This window comes from Fictibacillus barbaricus (assembly GCF_014635025.1).
Taxonomy (GTDB): domain Bacteria; phylum Bacillota; class Bacilli; order Bacillales; family Fictibacillaceae; genus Fictibacillus; species Fictibacillus barbaricus.
Map to the genome: position 1 here is coordinate 686,519 of NZ_BMCE01000002.1, position 18,039 is coordinate 704,557.

The window sequence follows — 18,039 nt, forward strand, 5'->3', positions numbered from 1 at the left end:
TACATTCTCGATTTTTAACGATGATATAAACAGTGTGGTTTAATAAGATAATTCGTCAATTTTATATTTCATTTGTTACAATAGGAGTATAGTCTGACGGTATATTTGAAAAACTGTGGTACATTTTTAAATGTTTATGGTGTAATTTTTACTATGTGGAGGCATTTTTGATGAACTTATATGTAAAAAGGATTCTAGTGATATCAGCTTTCCCTATTTTTATAGCTTTAGGAGTCGCTGGCTACACCCCTGGACCTTTTACCCTTGAAAAATACATTAACACCCTTTTCTATTTTGCAGTTTCTATAGCACTGATCGGAATTGCCCTATATGTTGTCAGAGAAGGATTCTTTGATTTCTTCACGTACAGTTTTAAAAAAGTATCTAAAGCACTTTCACGTGCACCTGAGATTGATGAACAAATTTCGTTTAAAACCAATTTTCATTTATCAGAACGTGTAAACGTTTCTTATATGAGATCGTTTCTGTACAGCGGATTGTTTTTAACTTTTGTATCCATTGCCGTTGCATATCTTTTATAATTTGTGTATACTACTTAAAAATAATGATGCATGCGATGATAAAGAAGAGTACATGGTGAGAAGCTTTCAGAGAGCCTGTGGCTGGTGCAAACAGGCAGTGGATCATGATGGAATGGGCTTTTGAGCATTCTGACCGAACCTTTAGTAGGCTCAGACGTGTAGATGTCCGCACGATATAAAGGACAGCGTATCGGTTATTCCTGTACGTATTTGAGTGATTTTCATTTTTAATATGAGAATTATAAGGGTGGCACCGCGGTCCATTCGTCCCTTGCAATAGGCGACGAGTGGGCCTTTTTATATTGATTTTAAGAAAAAAGGAGAGATGAACCATGTCTGTTATCTTCTCAGGCATACAGCCGAGCGGAAATATTACGATCGGCAACTACATTGGAGCTTTAAGACATTTTGTTGAACTGCAGCATGAACATGAATGCTACTTTTGCGTTGTAAATCAGCATGCCATTACTGTTGCTCAAGATCCAGCTGCATTAAAAAAGAACAGCAGAAATTTAGCTGCTCTATACTTAGCCGCAGGAATCGATCCTGAGAAGTCCACACTTTTTATCCAATCAGATGTAACTGCACACACGAAGTTGGGTTGGATGCTGCAATGTGTTACGTATATTGGAGAATTAGAGCGCATGACACAGTTTAAGGATAAATCTACAGGTAAAGAAGCTGTATCAGCGGGGTTATTGACGTATCCTCCTTTAATGGCAGCTGATATCCTTCTCTATAACACTGGAATCGTTCCTGTTGGTGACGATCAGAAGCAGCATTTGGAACTAACACGTGACATTGCAGAACGTTTTAATAAGAAATATCGTGATATTTTTGTGATTCCAGAACCAAGAATTGCTTCAGAAGGTGCAAGAATCATGTCGCTAGTTGACCCTGAAAAGAAGATGAGTAAATCAGATCCGAACCAAAATGCTTTTATTTCCATGCTGGATGATGAGTCGGTCATCATGAAAAAGATTAAGCGTGCTACGACTGATTCTGATGGTGTTGTGGCATATGACAAAGAAAACAAACCAGGTATTTCCAACCTTCTGACGATCTATTCACAATTAACTGGAGAAAGCATCAGATCTCTTGTTGAGAAGTATGAAGGCAAAGGGTATGGTGACTTTAAACAAGGTGTAGCAGAGGCTATTATTAATACGTTAAAACCGATTCAAGAACGATATAAGGAATATGTAGAATCGTCTGATTTAGATGAGATTCTTGATCAAGGAGCTGAAAAAGCAAATCGTGTGGCGAATAAAACGTTGAATAAAGCAGAACGTGCCATGGGATTAGCTCGCAAACGCGTGTAATCTGTTTATAAGCTTTGAAGCTTTTTTTAACCATGTTTCCTTTCCTTCTCCCTCATAATCCAATTAATACTGTTACATGACAAGAAAAACCAGCGGTGATGATCTTCACGATCATCCGCTGGTTTTTTAATTTACTTGCGTTCCGTTTTCAAGCTCCCAAATCTTTTCGAAATAAGGCTGCCCTTTTACTAATCGCTCACACATATCCATGTGCTGCTTGGACCATCCGCTTTTCAACTCACAATAAAGTGCGTCCCATGCTTCATCAAAATCCATTCTTTGAATTTTTCCGTATTGCTCTGGCATCCACTCTGTGCACCAGTATCTCATTTCCGCAACATTTTTTGTCGAATGCAGTTGGTCCAGTGCCATAAATAGAAGCTGTTTTAACTGTCTTTCTTTACGTGTTAAACCTCTCATGCTGTCTGGATTCGGTGAAAGAATATGATATTCCTTGCTCATCTGTTTTGCGCTGAAGGTATACACTTTTGTTTCCGTCTGTTCTGCCATTTCAAATACAAGCTGTTCTTGTCTTGGGATGAGTCTGCTCTTACGGATTGGAATTCTATATCCCATTGTATCAACAATGAGAGACTTCTTTTCATCAGTAATGATAAAGCAGTGTTCTAGCTGTACGCGCTGGTTATTCTTTCTGACATAAGCTTTCTGGTGAACTTCTTCAAGAAGTGCATCTGGAAGATCATTCAAATCATTCTCAACGTAGTGAAAGAGTGTGGATTCTATTTTAATAATGGGTACTTGGTCCAACAACTCGATGTAGTCGTCTTTTCGCCATTCATGAAACTCACAAACGTTATAGCCATTCTCTTCTCCTTCAAACCAGTTGACCCAAACATCACGTAAGTATAACATCTGTACCCCTCACTTTTTACCGATTTGTATTTAAAATCAGTATAGTCAGAGGTTGTCCTTTTTATTCTAAAATTAGGTAATTAACTCGAAGCGTGAAAAACCCCGTTTCCACATTGAAACGGGGTTAATAAATATCGATTATTCTTCAATTTTCTTAAAAACAAGTGAAGCATTATGTCCGCCAAATCCAAGCGAGTTGCTTAGTACAGCTTTCACTTCCGCTTGTCTTGCTTTGTTTGGAACATAGTCTAGATCGCATTCTTCATCAGGTGTTTCATAGTTAATTGTTGGAGGCAGGATATTCTCTTGAATTGCTTTAACCGAGAAGATCGCTTCTATCCCTCCAGCAGCACCAAGTAAGTGTCCTGTCATAGATTTTGTAGAACTGACAGGAATCTTATAGGCATGTTCGTTAAATACAGCTTTTATCGCCGCAGTCTCGAATTTATCGTTAAAATCAGTACTAGTACCATGCGCGTTAATATAGGAGATATCTTCTGGAGCTAGGCCGCTGTCTTCAACTGCCTGGCGCATCGCACGTGCACCGCCTTCTCCGCCTGGAGCTGGCTGTGTAATATGATACGCATCCCCTGTTGCACCATAACCTACGATTTCTGCGTAGATTTTGGCACCACGTTTTTTCGCAAACTCATATTCTTCGAGTACTAGGATCCCAGCACCTTCCCCAATAATAAAACCGCTTCTGTTTTTATCGAACGGACGGCTTGCTGTATTTGGATCTGGATTAGTAGACAGCGCACCCGCTTGGCAGAATCCAGCAAGAGCCATATCCGTAATTGGCGCTTCCGTACCGCCTGTTACCATAACATCGGCATCACCGCGCTGGATTACTTTGAATGCATCTCCGATTGAGTTCGCACCAGATGCACATGCTGTAACCGTACAGGAGTTCATTCCTCGAGCTCCTAGCGTAATGGAAACTTGACCGGATGCCATATCAGGAATCATCATCGGTACGAAGAAAGGACTTACACGTCTTACACCCTTTTCTTCAAAAATACGGAACTGCTCTTCGTGAGTGTCCATACCGCCAATTCCTGAACCGATCCATACACCAACACGTGGAGCGATCTCTTCTGTGATCTCTAAGTTTGCGTCTTTTACCGCCATAATGGAAGCTGCTACAGCAAATTGAGTAAAGCGGTCCATTCTGCGTGCATCTCTTTTATCCATAAAGTCTGTTGGATCGAACTCAGTAGCTTCTGCTGCTACTTTTACAGGAAACTTTTCTGCGTTTCTTCTTGTAAGGGGACCTACCCCGCTTTGACCTTCAACGATTTTTTTCCATGTTTCTTCTACACTGTTTCCAAGAGGAGTTACGGCTCCTAAGCCTGTTACGACTACTCTTTTTTTCATTGTAAAACCAACTCTCCTTTTATTGACGATTGTTAGACCTTAGCTTATCTTCCCCAGCGAAGTGCTACTGCACCCCAGGTTAACCCGCCACCAAATCCAACAAGTACGATCGTGTGATCTTCTTTTATCTTACCATCTTTTAATGCTTCTTTTAATGCCATGGGTATTGATGCTGACGAAGTATTGCCAAACCGATCAATGGTAATGACCATTTTTTCTTTCGGAAGCTCCAATCTTTCCCTAGAGGCTTCCATAATTCTGATGTTTGCTTGATGAGGAATCAAAAAATCTACGTCTTCTTTAGACAGTCCTGCTTTCTGAACAACATTTAATGAAGTCTCACCCATTTGCCGTACAGCAAACTTGAATACTTCTCTACCGTTCATATGGATAAATTCATTTTGGTAAAGATGCTTTGCACCAGTACCGTCTGATCCAAGTTCGAACGAAAGAATTCCCCGTCCCTCACTTACTTGCGATAAAACGGCTGCTCCAGCTCCGTCGCCAAACAATACAGCGGTATTACGATCTTTCCAATCCGTAATTTTCGATAGTTTCTCTGCACCAATGACCAAAACATTTTTATAAGTGCCTGTTTCAATAAATTGTTTCGCGACAACCAAACCATAAATAAATCCTGCGCAAGCAGCACTTACATCCATAGCTACAGCATTCTTGGCACCCAAATAATCTTGTAATTGGCAGGCGACTGATGGAAACGGGTTATCTGGTGTAACGGTTGCAACTACAATCAAATCAATATCCTCAGCAGAAACTCCTGCATCTTTCAATGCTTCTTCTGCTGCATGTCTTGCCATATGAGATGTTGTCATTGATTCTTCTGCAATTCTACGCTCTACGATTCCTGTACGAGTTCTGATCCACTCATCATTTGTATCTACCATTTTTTCCAGGTCGGAGTTCGCTAGAATTTTTTCCGGGATATAGCTTCCCATCCCAATGATTCCTGCATTCATAACATTACCCCTTTGGCTTAGTTTTAATAAAATCTTTTTATATCAAATATTATGACCTGGTACTAATTTTATGATATTCAAAAGAATTTGTCTAGTTAAAGTTCTTTTCTTTCACCAATACAGAGCTTAGGGCATATCCTGTATAGAAGAAAATTGTAAGTTTGGTGAAATTGATATTAGGAGTGGTTCAAATGCACAATCCTCAGCATCAACAACAGCCAATGTATCCTCCGCAGTTTCCTGGACGTTTTCCGATGGGTCATAGCCAACATCAGCATATGCAGCAAGGTATGCCGCCTCAGCACATTGGGGGTCCTGGATTCAGAGGAATGCCAGTGCCCATTCAGCAACCTTTTCCACGCCCATTTTTACACTCCTTCAGGACGCAGGAAGGCTCACTTGACTATAATAAAATTTTTGCTGTTATCGACCAATCCGTAAAAGTCGCACAACAGATCTCGCCAATCTTTTCTGCGTTTAAGAAGAAGTAAAAAAGCCAACCCGAGCAGGTTGGCTTTTTCTTTTGGCAGTTCTTACTTATTCTCTTCTTTTCCAAGTTCATATGCATCGTTCATTACATTCATTAACAATTGAAGCATCGGCTGAATATCATCCATGCCAAGCTCGATGCCTTTTTTCTCTAGGAAATCTCTTGCTTCAGGCAGATGTGACATGGCAATCTGCATAAATTTCATATTGCGTTCTGTATCCATTCGGTATGTATGCCTCCTTTACAAATATAACCTTTACTATTATAAATAAATTTTGGTGAAGGATAAACGTTTTTCGTTGTTTTTCTTATGCAGACATTTTAAATAGAACCTGAAAAAAAGAGAGTGTCCATGCAGACGTTTTAGCCCATGGTCACTCTCTACCATTAAATCTCTTTTGAATTTGGTTTAGTCTTTTTATTCCTAAAATGCATAATCTGCTTCATGATCCCCTCTTTTATCTTTGTCTTGGCTCGGAATCCAAGTTCAAGCTCAGCTTTTTCTCCTTTTATCCTCATCTTTCTTTTTTCTTTAAATGAGAGTTTATCTGCTTTTAGTTCTGTTAATCCTTCAAGCCACTGATTTTGGTTCCCGCTTGTAATGTTATAAATCTCATTCTTTGAAGGAGATCTGCCTGCTAAAAACAATGCTTCTGCAGCATCTTCGACGAACAGAACGTCTTCAGTTACTGTATCTTTTGAAATTGAATCATCCCTCTGCTGCGGCTCACCTTCAATCGAAATGACTTGTTGATAGGTATGGTGTTCAGGCTGTCCTGGCCCATACACAGTTGGCAGCCTCATAATAACAAAAGGAAAATTATGCTTTTCGGCTAATTGTTTAACCATATTTTCTTCTGTAAGCTTGATCAATCCAAACAGCGTCTCAGGATTTTTAGGTGAGCTCTCTAAAACGTCCCCTTGTCTTTTCCCATATACATCATAAGAAGAAACGTATACCAATTTTGTTTGTTCATTAGCTGATAAGGCTACCTTCTTCAGAACTGATACATGTCTTTGCACTTCATCTTCTATGTTTGCCCATGGTGCGTTTGGTTTTACAGAACAAGCTAAATGAAAGATAACATCACAATCGTTTGTATAAGGTTCAAGATCTGTTTCATTTATTTCATATGGTAGGTATTGAAATCCCGCATGGCGTGCAATATAGTCAATCCGGTCTGGAGAAACTGCCATATCGATTCCAACTACATCGATCTCCTCATCTAACAACCGGCTGCACAAGTGATAACCGATAAAACCTGCTGCTCCTGTTACAAATGCCTTTTTCATGTAAGAGCCTCCAGTTCCATTTTTCTCCTCTTACTATCCTATGGAGGAACACTTAAGAATACGATACTTTTTTTACATACAAAGACCTCATTGTTCCTTATTTCAACAATGAGGTCATATCTCTTTTTCGTTATCTTTAAAAAACTCCTGAAAAGCCCTCGCTGGATTAAATGAAGCTTCCGGAACATGGATAGACAGTGAAATCGGCGCTTTGATCTCGAGCCTTCTCTTTTCATATGACCTGCTGTGATCCCTAAAGTTAAAGGCAACACCTCTTGCAGCATGCCATATTCGTACTGGAGTTTTTGCGGATAGATCTGTGATTTCCGGAAGACTATTAATCAAAGGTTCAATCTTGTCTTCTTCTGTATGGTAGGCTGCAGTTATCTCTCTTACTAACCTTTTAAAGAACAATCTATTTTGTCTTTCATGATTAAAATGATGTTTTAAATCCATACAAGGATTAATAAAAAGAGCGGAACGGATTTGGTTTTCCATATCTTCCATCAACCGAAGCGCAACAAGTGATCCCATCCCCTCAGCAATCAGATGAATATTGGGATTTAAGATCTCATGCTTCATAACATAATGATAAAGTCTTTTTGCTAAAATAACAGCTTTCGGACTGCCCCAATGTCTTCCATAAAGGTTGGAATAAAAAACGGTGTATCCTTGATTCTTGAGGGATTGAATGAGGTTAGCGCGTTCAGTGTTCTGTTTCCAAAGACTTGTATGTTCATCTACATAATGGCTGCAATCACCAATGATCATTATAGCAAAACCATTAGGACGCTTAGGTATGTGTATAATATTCCACTGATTGTCTATTTGGAAAGTGCGTTTATCGATACTCACATTTCTCCCCTCACATAAGCTTTTCTTAACTAATGTATGCAGGGGAAAATTTTTAGCTAAAGTTATCTGCCTAAGTTTTAAGAATTCAGTTCTTTTTTCAGCTGCTCTAACGTTTCTTTACCTTGTTGTGTTAAATTATTTTCATCCTGCTCTTCCAACGCTTTTAATTCCTCCCACTTTTGTTCCATCATTTAACCCTCCTCAAATTTCACTTTAAAGTGTTCGTAGTGTTGGTTTATGTACCTTTTTCTTTGTTTATTCTCACAATCCTGTTAAGCTTGAACATTTTATGAAAATTTTTGATAAATTCAAGCTTCTAAACGATAAAATCGCTAAAGAATCTTTCCCTTTGTGTAAACTTTTGTTACTATACAGAAGGGTAAAGAATTCGTTTACATTAAAGAGGTGAATGTAGCATGCGTTATTTTTGGACGTTAATTTGGTCTTTATTATTAAGTAATATGATTTTTTATGTGCTCGTTTCAATGCAAGGCGGAACATTCGATTTCGTAAAAGCTTGTATCTTCGGAGTTGTATTTACAGTTGTTATCTCTGTTCTTGGAGAATTATTGCCAGCAAAAAGCGAAGAGATATAAGATGAAAACCCGGTTGATGACCGGGTTTTTGTTTTAGGCTATGGTTTTCTTTTATATGTCCACACGCGATTATGGTTTGTTGTTTCGGGAAAACGGTCTCCTGCCGATAAATGAATCTGCTTTGGATCATTTACCATGCTGCCGGTTTCACCAATTTCCACATACATACCATTATTCGGTGCTTTTTGACCGTGTGTAAACTGTCTACTCTGCCCCATGAGATGCACCCTCCTTTCTTTTATAGGTTACCCGGGGTTTGCCTGATAACACTTGCTAAAAAAAAGAAAAGTTAACACCTTTATATTTGATTAGTAAGCACCGTTAACCCCAGCTACAGCATGAAGCGGAAACATACATCGGTAGATCTGATACCCTCTTACATCATATTGTGCTTCTGAATTACGGTTTTCTTGCTGATTTTCAACATAAGGAATTGCAAAATATACGTTTTGCTGATCGACATATTCGATAAATCCTGTATAAGCTGCACCATCCATTAACATGAGTTGAACATGCTGGTTTCTATTTTTCATACATGTTTTATATATTTTTTTAATTGGTGAACGCCCCATCCCTTGTGACTGTCCTCCAAGGTTTTGAGCTCCTCCGAACGGATATGGTTGTGGATACATATATCCCCCTCCTTTTACCACATCCTATTCAAAGGGAAAGAAGATGGTACTTGTATCCCTTGAAATCGGAATAGGGATTGAATTTAAATGATGGAAGGAACTTGTGAACTAAAAAGGGAGATGATACTGATGAAGGAACTTGTAGGCTCTTGTGTTTCTTGTGGCAGAGATTTATTTTGTATAGACGGATTTTTCGAAGGCTTTATTTTAGATGATAAGAATCTCTGTATAAATTGTTACGAGAAAATGAAAAAGGAATCTGACAAGTAACTGTCAAATCCCTTTACGTGCAATTCAACCACCGCTTACGGGAGGAATAAAAGCAACCGTATCCCCATCCTTAACTTGATCAGAAAGTTCAACATATTCTTCGTTTAGAGCGACTAAAGCACCTTCTATTCCTGCAAGCTTTCCCACTTGTGTTTGCAGCATTGTTCTAATCTCTTCTACAGTTGCCGACTTGTCCACTGAGATAGATACTTTCTGTGTTCCGGCTTGCTGTGCCAAACTTGCAAACAGTAAGATGTGTACCATTTATTTCTCGACCCTTTCTGGACGTCCTGATGGATAGCTTTGTGTACCTTTTTGATTCCCTATCCACTCTTCACCGTCTGTGTAGTGTTCCTTTTTCCAGATCGGCACGATTTCTTTAATCCGTTCAATAGCATAGCGGCATGCTTCAAAAGCCTCGTGACGATGTGGTGTTGATACCGCAATCGTGACGGCCACATCTGAAATTTGCAGTGTACCAATTCGATGGGTGATTGCCGTTTTGGCACTTGGCCACTTTTCTTCGATCTCTTGGCCTATTTTCTCAAGCTGCTTTTCAGCCATCGGCACATATGCTTCATACTCCAATAACTTTGTCTGTTTATCCCCTGTCATTTCTCTGACTGTTCCTATAAAGACCGAAACTGCACCCGCATTATGGTGGATGACTTGATCAATAACATTCTGATTGTCTATAGGTTCGGTACTTATATTAAAAAGTTTCATGGCCCAATCTCTCCTTACTACTCTTACTTTCAATGTAATGTACTAAAAAATCAAGCCACTTTTCTTCATCTTTCCATAGAAAAAATGGAATGTTTCCACCTTGTCCTTCTAATGGATTTAAAGATATACATGCTACCATATGATGTGATTGGTTTAATAGTTCTTGATCTAGACTATAGTCTCTACATAGTACAATACGCGGATGTTGAATATTTTTGTATCCTTCTATTAAAATGCAATCCATGTTTAAAGAATCGTAAATTCTAATCCCTTGATCAAGAGTTAATTCTGTGTTCATTGAAAGAACAGAACCCCCTGACGAAGAGACTCCCGTCATAAATGCCCCTGCAGTTCTATGACGTTCTGTATCTTTTCCTGCATCATTAAAATTTAAATGGCCACTATGGCCGTGATGTTTTAACACCCCAGCATGAATGCCTTTCTTGGATAAGCATTGTAGTAATTTTGTGATTACGGTTGTCTTTCCGCTGTTCTGATAGCCGACGATTTGGAGAATAACGGGTAATCCCATGGCCATTCACTCCCCTCTCCATTCCATGTGAGAACACCTACTTCACTACCTTGTTCCCAGCCTCTAGTCCCCCCCGGCAAAACAATTAATCCATTTGCATGTAATAGAGAAGATACTGAACTTGACTTATCCAGACCAGCAGGAGTTACTATTTTTTGTCCGGATTCCTCAATTAAAGTGGCTCTTACAAAGCGTGTAAAAGGGTTTGGCTTCGGAAAGTCACTGCCAAGGATGGCTTTAACGACTCCACAATGAATTTTTTTCATCTTCATCCCAGATAAAATAACAGGTCTAACAAAAAGTTCACAGCCTACAAAACAAGCTGATGGATTTCCGGAAAGACCGAAAAGCCATTTGCCTTCATGAACTGCAATTGTCGTTACACTTCCCGGTCTCATAGCAATTTTATTAAAGAGAACTTCAGCACCTAATTTTTCATAAATAGCAGGCAGAAAATCATAATCTCCAACCGATACACCACCAGTTGTAATCATTATATCTGTTTCATTCAGACATTCTTTAACATTCTGATACAGAGAATCAAAATCATCCTTCCTGTGCTGGTATAGTTTCACCTCAGCACCCATCGATCTTACTTGTGCAGCTGCCATATATGCATTGCTGTTTCGTATTTTTCCTGGCTGCAATTCTTCATGTACATCCAGCAGTTCCGAACCTGTTGAGAGTATACCGACAACGGGTTGTTTGAATACTAAAACTTCATCGTATCCAAATGTGGCAAGGATCGCTATCACTCCAGGCGTAATCCTGGTACCCTTTTCAGCAAGCAGAATGCCTTGTTTTGTATCTTCACCTTGAAAAGAAATGTTTTCATTTTTCTTAACAGAACGTTTAATTTCGATAAATGAGCCGCCTTGATCTTCTAGTTCTTTTACAAGTTCAAGCATGATCACGGCATCAGCACCTGCAGGGATCTTTGCACCCGTCATAATCCGTATTGCTGTCCCGCTTGTTACTTCATTTATAGCAATTTGGCCAGCACCGATTGTTTCAAGTACCTTTAGTCTCACAGGATTGTTTTCAGTCGCTTCCTTTGTATCGTTTGAAAAGATCGCGAATCCATCATAAGGTGATCGGTCAAATGGAGGAACATCATGTGTTGCTGTAATGTCCTCAGCTAATACTCGGTTATCACAATGAATTAAAGCAACTCGCTCCATATTCCAATTTGTACTTTGTTTCAGGATTTTTGCAACAGCCTCCGCTACCGGGAGCGGTGTTCTTTTAGTAACAGTCATAAGAAAACCTCCTTATTTTCAGAAAATAAAAACTTTTCAGTTTACTTTTTGGGACAAGTTTGATATATTTTTTATAAATTACCGAAAGGATGTTGATCTTATGAAGGTTTCTTATGAATATTACCACCGATCTGGCTATAAAGTAACCATTACCGACATCCCAGAAGAATTTAACGAACATGGTGCGTGGACACTGCGTATTATGCACTCCCTGCAAAAACAAATCGACGAAATTGATCATATGTATCTGCCAAAAAGAACTTATCGACTAAAATTAGAAGAAACGGGGTAATCACTTACACCGTTTCTTTTTTTGCATTCATTTGCTGCGCAATCCATTCGACAGCATTTAAGTACGCTGCACGTGAAACTTTGTGTCCTGATGTCTTATCGTTCATATATACAGACATACTATTCTTCTTTGTTAAGGTTTCAATATAAGGCTTTGCAAACTCGTAAGGAATAACTGCATCCACTTCACTATGCCAAATAAATAAAGGACGGTTATTTAATTTTTCAATATTTTGTATTAGATCATACTCCCGGATATGATTGAAGGATTCTTCAAGTTCACTTGTTGACAAAGGGATTTCATATCCTGCCTTTTGAATTCTTTCTATTTGCCATCTTGCAAATTTTTCATGAGCAGCTGTACCCATAAGAGCACACCCTGCACTGATATTTGGGTAATTTACGAGCGATCCGTACGTAATGATAGCCCCCATTGAAGTTCCGCCTACTGCAATCTTTCCATCAGAAACGAACTCGTTTTCATCTGCCCATTCCATAATTTTGTTAACATCCTGAATGCCTTGATAAACAATATTCCAAAAATCATAATCCATACTTTTTGGCGGGTTAGAAGAGATACGTTCTCCATGATGAAGTGCATCAGGCAATATCACACGAAATCCTTTTTCAGCAAGTGAATAAGCAAAATGCAGGTTGTGTTCTTTAGCACTTGTGTATCCATGTATAAAAATAAAAAGCGGGAGCGCTTTCCCGTTATTTTCTTTCTTTTCTGCCATTAAGAAAGGGATATCCCCGATCAATCCTTTTTGTATCGAAACCATGTGCGTATCTCCTCTTTCTCTTTTTTTCCATCTTATCATGAGACATGTTTCTTTTCATGAAAGAAGACCTCTATGAATAGACTTTTTCTAAGTAAAATAATACACTTTACGTAAAGCATTCTAAAAAAGGCAGGTACATTTGTGACACAACCATACTTAATTGCATTGGATTTAGATGGAACATTATTGACAGATGAAAAAAAGATTCCACGTAAAACGAAAGAGATTCTTTTAACCTTAATGGATAAAGGTCATCATGTCTGTATCTCTACAGGCAGGCCCTTTCGTTCATCTAACATGTATTACAAGGAGTTGGAATTAAAATCACCAATTGTTAATTTTAATGGTGCGTTTGTTCATCACCCACATGATGCTGACTTTGGCATCCATCATTCTCCTTTGGAGCTTGATGTAGCAAAAAGAATCATAACGGCCTGTGAAACGTTTAAAGTGAAAAATATTATGGTCGAGGTACTGGATGATGTGTATTTAAAAAAACCTGATGAAGTAATTGTTAACACATTTATTATGAACGAAAATCCTCTTCAAATTGGCGATCTGCATAAAACGCTGAAAGATGATCCGACAGCCATCCTTGTTCATCCTGAAGATCACCACATTTCAGAATTAAGAGCGATGCTTGAAAAAGAACATGCAGAAGTTGTTGACCAGAGAGTGTGGGCAGCACCTTGGAATATCATTGAAGTTATTCGTTCCGGGATCAGCAAAGCAACTGGACTCAAAAAGGTAGCCGAATATTATAATATTCCTCAGGAGCGGATTGTCGCCTTTGGCGATGAAGACAATGATTTTGAGATGATTGATTATGCCGGGCATGGTGTTGCAATGGGCAATGCTATTAATGAACTTAAAGAACGGGCAAATTATGTCACTCTTACCAATCAAGAGGAAGGAATTGCTCACTATTTAAAAAACATTTTAAAACTTGTTTAACGTTTAAATGAACTTTGGCTGAGACTCAGCCAGAGTTTTTTTATTTTCCAATACTTTTAATGGGGTTCCATCTTCTTCTTACATAATGTACTTCGTACGGTAGAAACTAAATGTACGGGAGAAAAGGAGGAATTCCAATGAGTAAACGAAGCCGTTCGAAGCGCACGATCAAGCAAGGTGCAGATATGGTAAGCCAAGAAACTACAATGGCTTTTAGTAAAAACGAACAAGAAAATCGCAAGCGTGAAAAAGAAGAAAGAAATTCTTTAGGAGGCATATAACCATGGCAAACAAATTATTTCAAATTGCTAAAGATGCCGTACAGCAGGCTGTTGGAAAATTTCAGGAAACTGCTCAAAACATGAATAATAACTATTCAAACAGCCAGACTTCTCATGCAGAACTATCGGGTCACGATATGGAAGTTGCTCAGAATGCTCTTTCTTCTGCGATGGCAAATTCAACTGACGCAGAACGTGCTCAACTTGCTGAATTTCAACGTGAACTTGATGCACATGCTAATTCTTCGGCAAATTCTTATACTGGACAGCTTACATCTGGCCCACAAGCTACTCCTGAACAAAACGGACAGCCTCAATCCTTCTCTCAAGCAACTGGCTTAAGTCTAGAAGATGCACAGAGCCTTTTAGAGGAAAATCCAGATAACTTAAAATAAAAGCAGAACAGCTTTCTCTCTATGGAGAAAGCTGTTTTCTTGAATAAGTAATAGCCGTCAGCCTATGTATTTCCCTTAAAATCAGCTCGCTTAATTCTTCATACCCGAACTTGTTAAAATGAAGACCATCATCTATTACATATTTCTTTATATTTCTTTCGCTAAACGTTTCAAACAGAGGCACATAATGAGTTCCTTCGTGTTTGGCCACCTTTTTAACGATCTGTACGTAATCATTCATCCTTTCATTTGTACGTGCTTTTTGTTTTTCCTCATATACCGGTGCAGGACTGATTAGGATCACCTTTTCCGCACCAATCTTGTTAACCATATACGTAAGGTTATTTTCATATTCATTTATTGGAATAAGTCTGTGATCACTGGAATCGTTCGCCCCAAAAAGAATCGTTACTAAATCGGGTTGATGACGCAAAACATCGTCTTGCAGTCTTTCTAAAGCTGCTCTTGTCGTTTCTGCAGGTATTCCAGCATTCATGACTACCCACTCTGTTAGTTCTTGCCTCAAACGGGAAGTTAACCTTAGTGAGCCATCTTTACTCTTTTCTTTCGAAGTGATGCTGTCTCCAAAACAAACAAGAGTCTTCATACGAACTCATCTCCTCTATCGAATATCTCTTTTTAAAGTATTCGAAAGAAATTTCCATTTATCAAACGTCAAACATTCAATATATTTGTTATAATGTGTTATGTGAATAAGACTTTAACGTTTATAGAGTAATTTTGGGGGCATTGTATGAAAATATATCGTGTAAAGAAAGAAGCTGAATCCCATATCATCGAAGAAATAGCGCATCTTTTTCTACAGCAGCGAACCATGGACGGAGAACCTGAAGAACACTCCAGAACGCTTGCAGGTATTAAATTAGCACTTGAAAACCCTGATAAAAGCGGCATCATTGTTGCAGAGGAAGAAGATTCAGTGATTGGAATTGCCTTCTTTAATTTGGGAGTAAGCATTCGTATCGGCGGACCTTATCTATGGTTAAACGAGCTTTATGTACACGAAGAGCACCGAAACAAAGGGATCGCCCGTAAACTTTTACTACATTTGATCTACTGGGCAGAACGAGATGGCATCAAATCCATTGAGCTCGAAACCGGGATTAATAACTCTGTTACGAAACATTTGTATAACTCATTGGATTTTCATGATATTATCTCTAAAAGATATGCATTTCATTTTTAATAAGAAGGAGTGTTTAAATGGCTATCGAATTTTCGATCCAACCTACACCTAACCCAAACGCAATTAAATTTGACGGTTCTGAAAAGTTCCTAGAAGGCAGACTTTCTGCACGGGTGGGTGATGATTCTGACTCACCGCTCGCAAAAGCATTGCTATCGATCGACGGAGTAGAATCTATCTTTGGTTTTGAAAACTTTATCACTGTTAACAAAACGAACGACAGTGACTGGAATGATCTTATGCCAGAGATCCAAAAAGCATTGGAAGAGAACGCTTAATACGTTATAAGAAACCAGCCCATTAGAGGCTGGTTTTTTCATGTATAAATGTTTAGCTGTTATGAGGAGCATGAGATTGCATCCCCTATTATTTGAACGTTTGTAAGGGTATAGCAAGTATGTCTGTCTTCTCCCCATCTTTAGGACTGAAGTAAAATAGTTCAACCATAAGAGTTCCGTTGATCGGTAAATCATCCTCTGAAAGGTTGATATCGAATGAAAATGGTGCCCAAGCTGGTGCTCCTTCTGCTGTTTGTTCATGTTTCTCAACAAAAATGGTATACCCGTCAGTAACTGTATAGGCAAATGATGCTTCAAAAACTCTTGCCTCACCCGAAACTTTATACTTTCCATCTTTTCCGGAAAAGTGTATGTTTCGAAAAGAATTGTTTTTCATTTCCCCAGCCCCTGATTGTAAAGTAAGCGTCTCTTCTAGAGTTAGGTTTTCCGTTTTTACTGAACCTGGTGATATCTTTCTTGGTGTAAACGAAGCTTTTACATTATAGATTCCAGCTTTTCTTTCAGCAGCAGGAATTTTCCATTCCGCTTTCCATATATGACTCGCACCAGCTTTAATCTGCACTTGTTCTTTCTCTTCCGCATATGTTTTCCCTTCAGAATGCCTAAATACCTCTTTGTCTGATGAGTCTATAACTGACACATCAAACATCTTTGAACTATCGAAGCTTAGGGTGACTGTATGATTGCTGTGATTTTCAATAACAGTCAAAAAGTCAATGCCGTTATTTTTCTGCTGAACAGATAATACAGGTTTTAACTGTGAACCAACATGTCCCTCTTTATTTCCCCTTTCCTCTTCTCTTCCACAGGCAGAATGAAAAGGAAGGACCAGTAAAATCAAAATGGAAAGAAACCAAAACCTTTTTGGGCTTTGTTCCAACTAAATCACCACCTTATCTCTCATTTTTACCTTATATGGAGGTTTTAACGAAAAGATTCATATGAAAATATAATTGACATGGAACGTTTTATTCCAAAAGATAAAAAAATAGTATACATGCCCTTCCCTTCTTTAATAAGCATGAATATATTGTATTGTTACCAAGGAGGTGTAATTTTTACTGAGAGAATTCATAAAGAGGATAAAAAAATGGACAACTGCTATTTTTGAAATCTCGAGGATGAATTTCGGGGCAAAGGATCGGCTTTTGACCTGCTAATAAAACCTAAAGTAATTGAAGTTGCATGATAAATTATCTGAAACTACTATAAGAAGCCACACTCAGTAGAGAATTATTGTAAAGACCATGATCTATCCTGTTGTTTAATTTAGCCAAATAGTAATGCAAAGATCAAATCATGCAGTTAAAAAAGTATGAAAGGAAAACATAATGGACAAGAAAAAAAATAAAGAATTAGAAAAAAAATTAGAAAGAGATTTAAGGAAAAAGTTTAAGTACAAACTAAAAAAACAAATGGAAAAAGAAATAAATGAATATCCGGATAACAGTGTGGTTGCTCTTGGCAAGAAAAATGACGCAGACAATCCTGAGAAAGGTCGAGCGGCAAATGAAAAAAGTAAAGCTATTGTTGTTCCAATTTGCAATAAAGCAAAAGAGAAAATTAACCATTTAGTAAAAAAGACTGCCACTATTCCTCCTGCCTTAACACGAAGTGCAAAAACGCGAAGTAACTTAAAAAAATCTACAACAAAACTCGGCTACGCGCCTATGCCTCTTAAAACAACAGCTAAAAACTCAGGCGCCCGTAAACCTGATCGCTTCTGGTAAATTCTATTCCAAACACTTTTTAACCCTGAATCCGACTATTAAAAGTTAGATAAAGGGTTAATTTTTATGAAAACAAAGGTACAGATTGGTGTTAAGGAAATAATTTACCAAAATTTTCATATAAAAAAATAATAGAAAAAACCAATCCTCTAGTGTACATGCCCTTATAAAACAAATTTATAAGGATATATTGTAATACATCAATGAGGTGTTTTTTTAAGTAGGTAAAAAAGGTAAAAAAGTTATGAAGGACTGGTCATTTGAGCATGAAGAGAATCCAGTTCAAATCGCAGTAGAATATATCAATAATGGAGCGATCGCTATTTAAAAAGAGTAACGCGTCTGACAACCCTGAT

The 18,039-nt window shown here is 38.3% G+C and carries 26 protein-coding genes and 1 other annotated feature; of the genes, 11 read left to right on the forward strand and 15 right to left on the reverse strand.

All coding sequences use genetic code 11. The features are described from left to right. Positions 1–170: 170 nt before the first annotated feature. Positions 171–542, forward strand: coding sequence for a DUF3899 domain-containing protein (locus IEV52_RS12870; protein ID WP_188402924.1), 372 nt, complete (start codon positions 171–173; stop codon positions 540–542). A gap of 26 nt (positions 543–568) precedes the next feature. Continuing rightward, positions 569–817: a binding site (T-box leader), on the forward strand. 57 nt (positions 818–874) lie between these two features. Beyond that, positions 875–1,864: a tryptophan--tRNA ligase gene (trpS, locus tag IEV52_RS12875; protein ID WP_188402925.1), complete on the forward strand. Its 990-nt coding sequence runs from the start codon at positions 875–877 to the stop codon at positions 1,862–1,864. A 126-nt stretch (positions 1,865–1,990) separates the two neighbouring features. Here trpS and IEV52_RS12880 read toward each other — a convergent pair whose 3' ends face one another. From IEV52_RS12880 to IEV52_RS12890, 3 genes are all read right to left on the reverse strand, one after another. Continuing rightward, positions 1,991–2,737 (reverse strand): YjbA family protein, encoded by a 747-nt coding sequence (locus IEV52_RS12880; protein WP_188402926.1) that lies wholly within the window; start codon positions 2,735–2,737, stop codon positions 1,991–1,993. Between the two features lie 138 nt (positions 2,738–2,875). Then, a complete protein-coding gene (fabF, locus tag IEV52_RS12885; RefSeq protein ID WP_188402927.1) occupies positions 2,876–4,114 on the reverse strand; it encodes a beta-ketoacyl-ACP synthase II in 1,239 nt (412 codons plus the stop codon). Between the two features lie 44 nt (positions 4,115–4,158). Then, positions 4,159–5,091, reverse strand: coding sequence for a beta-ketoacyl-ACP synthase III (locus tag IEV52_RS12890; RefSeq protein WP_188402928.1), 933 nt, complete (start codon positions 5,089–5,091; stop codon positions 4,159–4,161). A gap of 191 nt (positions 5,092–5,282) precedes the next feature. Here IEV52_RS12890 and IEV52_RS12895 point away from each other — a divergent pair, with 191 nt between their 5' ends. Then, entirely contained in the window at positions 5,283–5,582 is a 300-nt protein-coding gene (locus IEV52_RS12895) for a YppG family protein (RefSeq protein WP_188402929.1), read from the forward strand. A gap of 42 nt (positions 5,583–5,624) precedes the next feature. On the opposite strand, the gene IEV52_RS12900 is transcribed toward IEV52_RS12895, so the two are convergent. The 3 genes from IEV52_RS12900 to IEV52_RS12910 form a co-directional block, all read right to left on the reverse strand. Then, positions 5,625–5,804 carry a ComZ family protein gene (locus tag IEV52_RS12900; protein ID WP_188402930.1) on the reverse strand — a complete coding sequence of 60 codons (180 nt, stop codon included), beginning with the start codon at positions 5,802–5,804 and terminating at the stop codon, positions 5,625–5,627. Positions 5,805–5,968: 164 nt separating this feature from the next. Then, complete coding sequence (locus tag IEV52_RS12905; protein ID WP_188402931.1) at positions 5,969–6,874, reverse strand: NAD-dependent epimerase/dehydratase family protein; 906 nt, start codon at positions 6,872–6,874, stop codon at positions 5,969–5,971. A 114-nt stretch (positions 6,875–6,988) separates the two neighbouring features. Further along, positions 6,989–7,729, reverse strand: coding sequence for an alpha/beta hydrolase (locus IEV52_RS12910; RefSeq protein ID WP_188402932.1), 741 nt, complete (start codon positions 7,727–7,729; stop codon positions 6,989–6,991). A gap of 416 nt (positions 7,730–8,145) precedes the next feature. Between IEV52_RS12910 and IEV52_RS12915 the strand changes: the two genes are divergently transcribed. After that, entirely contained in the window at positions 8,146–8,325 is a 180-nt protein-coding gene (locus tag IEV52_RS12915; RefSeq protein ID WP_188402933.1) for a YjzD family protein, read from the forward strand. Positions 8,326–8,363: 38 nt separating this feature from the next. On the opposite strand, the gene IEV52_RS12920 is transcribed toward IEV52_RS12915, so the two are convergent. The 6 genes from IEV52_RS12920 to IEV52_RS12945 all read right to left on the reverse strand — a co-directional run bounded on the left by IEV52_RS12920 (position 8,364) and on the right by IEV52_RS12945 (position 11,744). Continuing rightward, the gene (locus IEV52_RS12920; RefSeq protein ID WP_188402934.1) at positions 8,364–8,543 is read right to left on the reverse strand and encodes a YjzC family protein; all 180 of its coding nucleotides are present in this window, start codon (positions 8,541–8,543) and stop codon (positions 8,364–8,366) included. A 90-nt stretch (positions 8,544–8,633) separates the two neighbouring features. Beyond that, positions 8,634–8,957, reverse strand: coding sequence for a hypothetical protein (locus IEV52_RS12925; protein WP_188402935.1), 324 nt, complete (start codon positions 8,955–8,957; stop codon positions 8,634–8,636). A 294-nt stretch (positions 8,958–9,251) separates the two neighbouring features. After that, positions 9,252–9,491, reverse strand: a complete 240-nt coding sequence (gene moaD, locus IEV52_RS12930; RefSeq protein WP_188402936.1) for a molybdopterin converting factor subunit 1 — start codon at positions 9,489–9,491, stop codon at positions 9,252–9,254. Beyond that, complete coding sequence (locus IEV52_RS12935; RefSeq protein WP_188402937.1) at positions 9,492–9,953, reverse strand: molybdenum cofactor biosynthesis protein MoaE; 462 nt, start codon at positions 9,951–9,953, stop codon at positions 9,492–9,494. It abuts the gene before it with no gap. Beyond that, positions 9,940–10,485, reverse strand: a complete 546-nt coding sequence (mobB, locus tag IEV52_RS12940; RefSeq protein ID WP_188402938.1) for a molybdopterin-guanine dinucleotide biosynthesis protein B — start codon at positions 10,483–10,485, stop codon at positions 9,940–9,942. The genes IEV52_RS12935 and mobB overlap by 14 nt, the downstream gene beginning before the upstream one ends. Continuing rightward, positions 10,425–11,744: a molybdopterin molybdotransferase MoeA gene (locus IEV52_RS12945; protein ID WP_188402939.1), complete on the reverse strand. Its 1,320-nt coding sequence runs from the start codon at positions 11,742–11,744 to the stop codon at positions 10,425–10,427. The genes mobB and IEV52_RS12945 overlap by 61 nt, the downstream gene beginning before the upstream one ends. 100 nt (positions 11,745–11,844) lie before the next feature. On the opposite strand from IEV52_RS12945, the gene IEV52_RS12950 reads away from it, so the two are divergent. Next, complete coding sequence (locus IEV52_RS12950; RefSeq protein WP_188402940.1) at positions 11,845–12,036, forward strand: hypothetical protein; 192 nt, start codon at positions 11,845–11,847, stop codon at positions 12,034–12,036. Between the two features lie 4 nt (positions 12,037–12,040). Here the strand turns inward: IEV52_RS12950 and IEV52_RS12955 are convergent, their stop codons facing one another. Continuing rightward, positions 12,041–12,856: an alpha/beta fold hydrolase gene (locus IEV52_RS12955; protein ID WP_188402941.1), complete on the reverse strand. Its 816-nt coding sequence runs from the start codon at positions 12,854–12,856 to the stop codon at positions 12,041–12,043. Between the two features lie 102 nt (positions 12,857–12,958). Between IEV52_RS12955 and IEV52_RS12960 the strand changes: the two genes are divergently transcribed. The 3 genes from IEV52_RS12960 to IEV52_RS22790 all read left to right on the forward strand — a co-directional run bounded on the left by IEV52_RS12960 (position 12,959) and on the right by IEV52_RS22790 (position 14,447). Then, the gene (locus tag IEV52_RS12960) at positions 12,959–13,771 is read left to right on the forward strand and encodes a Cof-type HAD-IIB family hydrolase (RefSeq protein WP_188402942.1); all 813 of its coding nucleotides are present in this window, start codon (positions 12,959–12,961) and stop codon (positions 13,769–13,771) included. Between the two features lie 137 nt (positions 13,772–13,908). Continuing rightward, positions 13,909–14,052: a hypothetical protein gene (locus tag IEV52_RS12965; RefSeq protein ID WP_188402943.1), complete on the forward strand. Its 144-nt coding sequence runs from the start codon at positions 13,909–13,911 to the stop codon at positions 14,050–14,052. A 2-nt stretch (positions 14,053–14,054) separates the two neighbouring features. Beyond that, entirely contained in the window at positions 14,055–14,447 is a 393-nt protein-coding gene (locus IEV52_RS22790; protein ID WP_188402944.1) for a DUF3813 domain-containing protein, read from the forward strand. 19 nt (positions 14,448–14,466) lie between these two features. On the opposite strand, the gene IEV52_RS12975 is transcribed toward IEV52_RS22790, so the two are convergent. After that, on the reverse strand, positions 14,467–15,054 hold the full coding sequence (locus tag IEV52_RS12975; protein WP_188402945.1) for a GDSL-type esterase/lipase family protein: 588 nt from the start codon (positions 15,052–15,054) through the stop codon (positions 14,467–14,469). Between the two features lie 147 nt (positions 15,055–15,201). Here IEV52_RS12975 and IEV52_RS12980 point away from each other — a divergent pair, with 147 nt between their 5' ends. Further along, entirely contained in the window at positions 15,202–15,654 is a 453-nt protein-coding gene (locus tag IEV52_RS12980) for a GNAT family N-acetyltransferase (RefSeq protein WP_188402946.1), read from the forward strand. Between the two features lie 17 nt (positions 15,655–15,671). After that, positions 15,672–15,932, forward strand: coding sequence for a NifU N-terminal domain-containing protein (locus IEV52_RS12985; protein ID WP_188402947.1), 261 nt, complete (start codon positions 15,672–15,674; stop codon positions 15,930–15,932). Between the two features lie 88 nt (positions 15,933–16,020). On the opposite strand, the gene IEV52_RS12990 is transcribed toward IEV52_RS12985, so the two are convergent. After that, positions 16,021–16,833, reverse strand: a complete 813-nt coding sequence (locus tag IEV52_RS12990) for a BsuPI-related putative proteinase inhibitor (protein ID WP_188402948.1) — start codon at positions 16,831–16,833, stop codon at positions 16,021–16,023. A 451-nt stretch (positions 16,834–17,284) separates the two neighbouring features. Here IEV52_RS12990 and IEV52_RS12995 point away from each other — a divergent pair, with 451 nt between their 5' ends. Beyond that, the gene (locus IEV52_RS12995; protein WP_188402949.1) at positions 17,285–17,683 is read left to right on the forward strand and encodes a hypothetical protein; all 399 of its coding nucleotides are present in this window, start codon (positions 17,285–17,287) and stop codon (positions 17,681–17,683) included. The last annotated feature ends 356 nt before the right edge of the window (positions 17,684–18,039 follow it).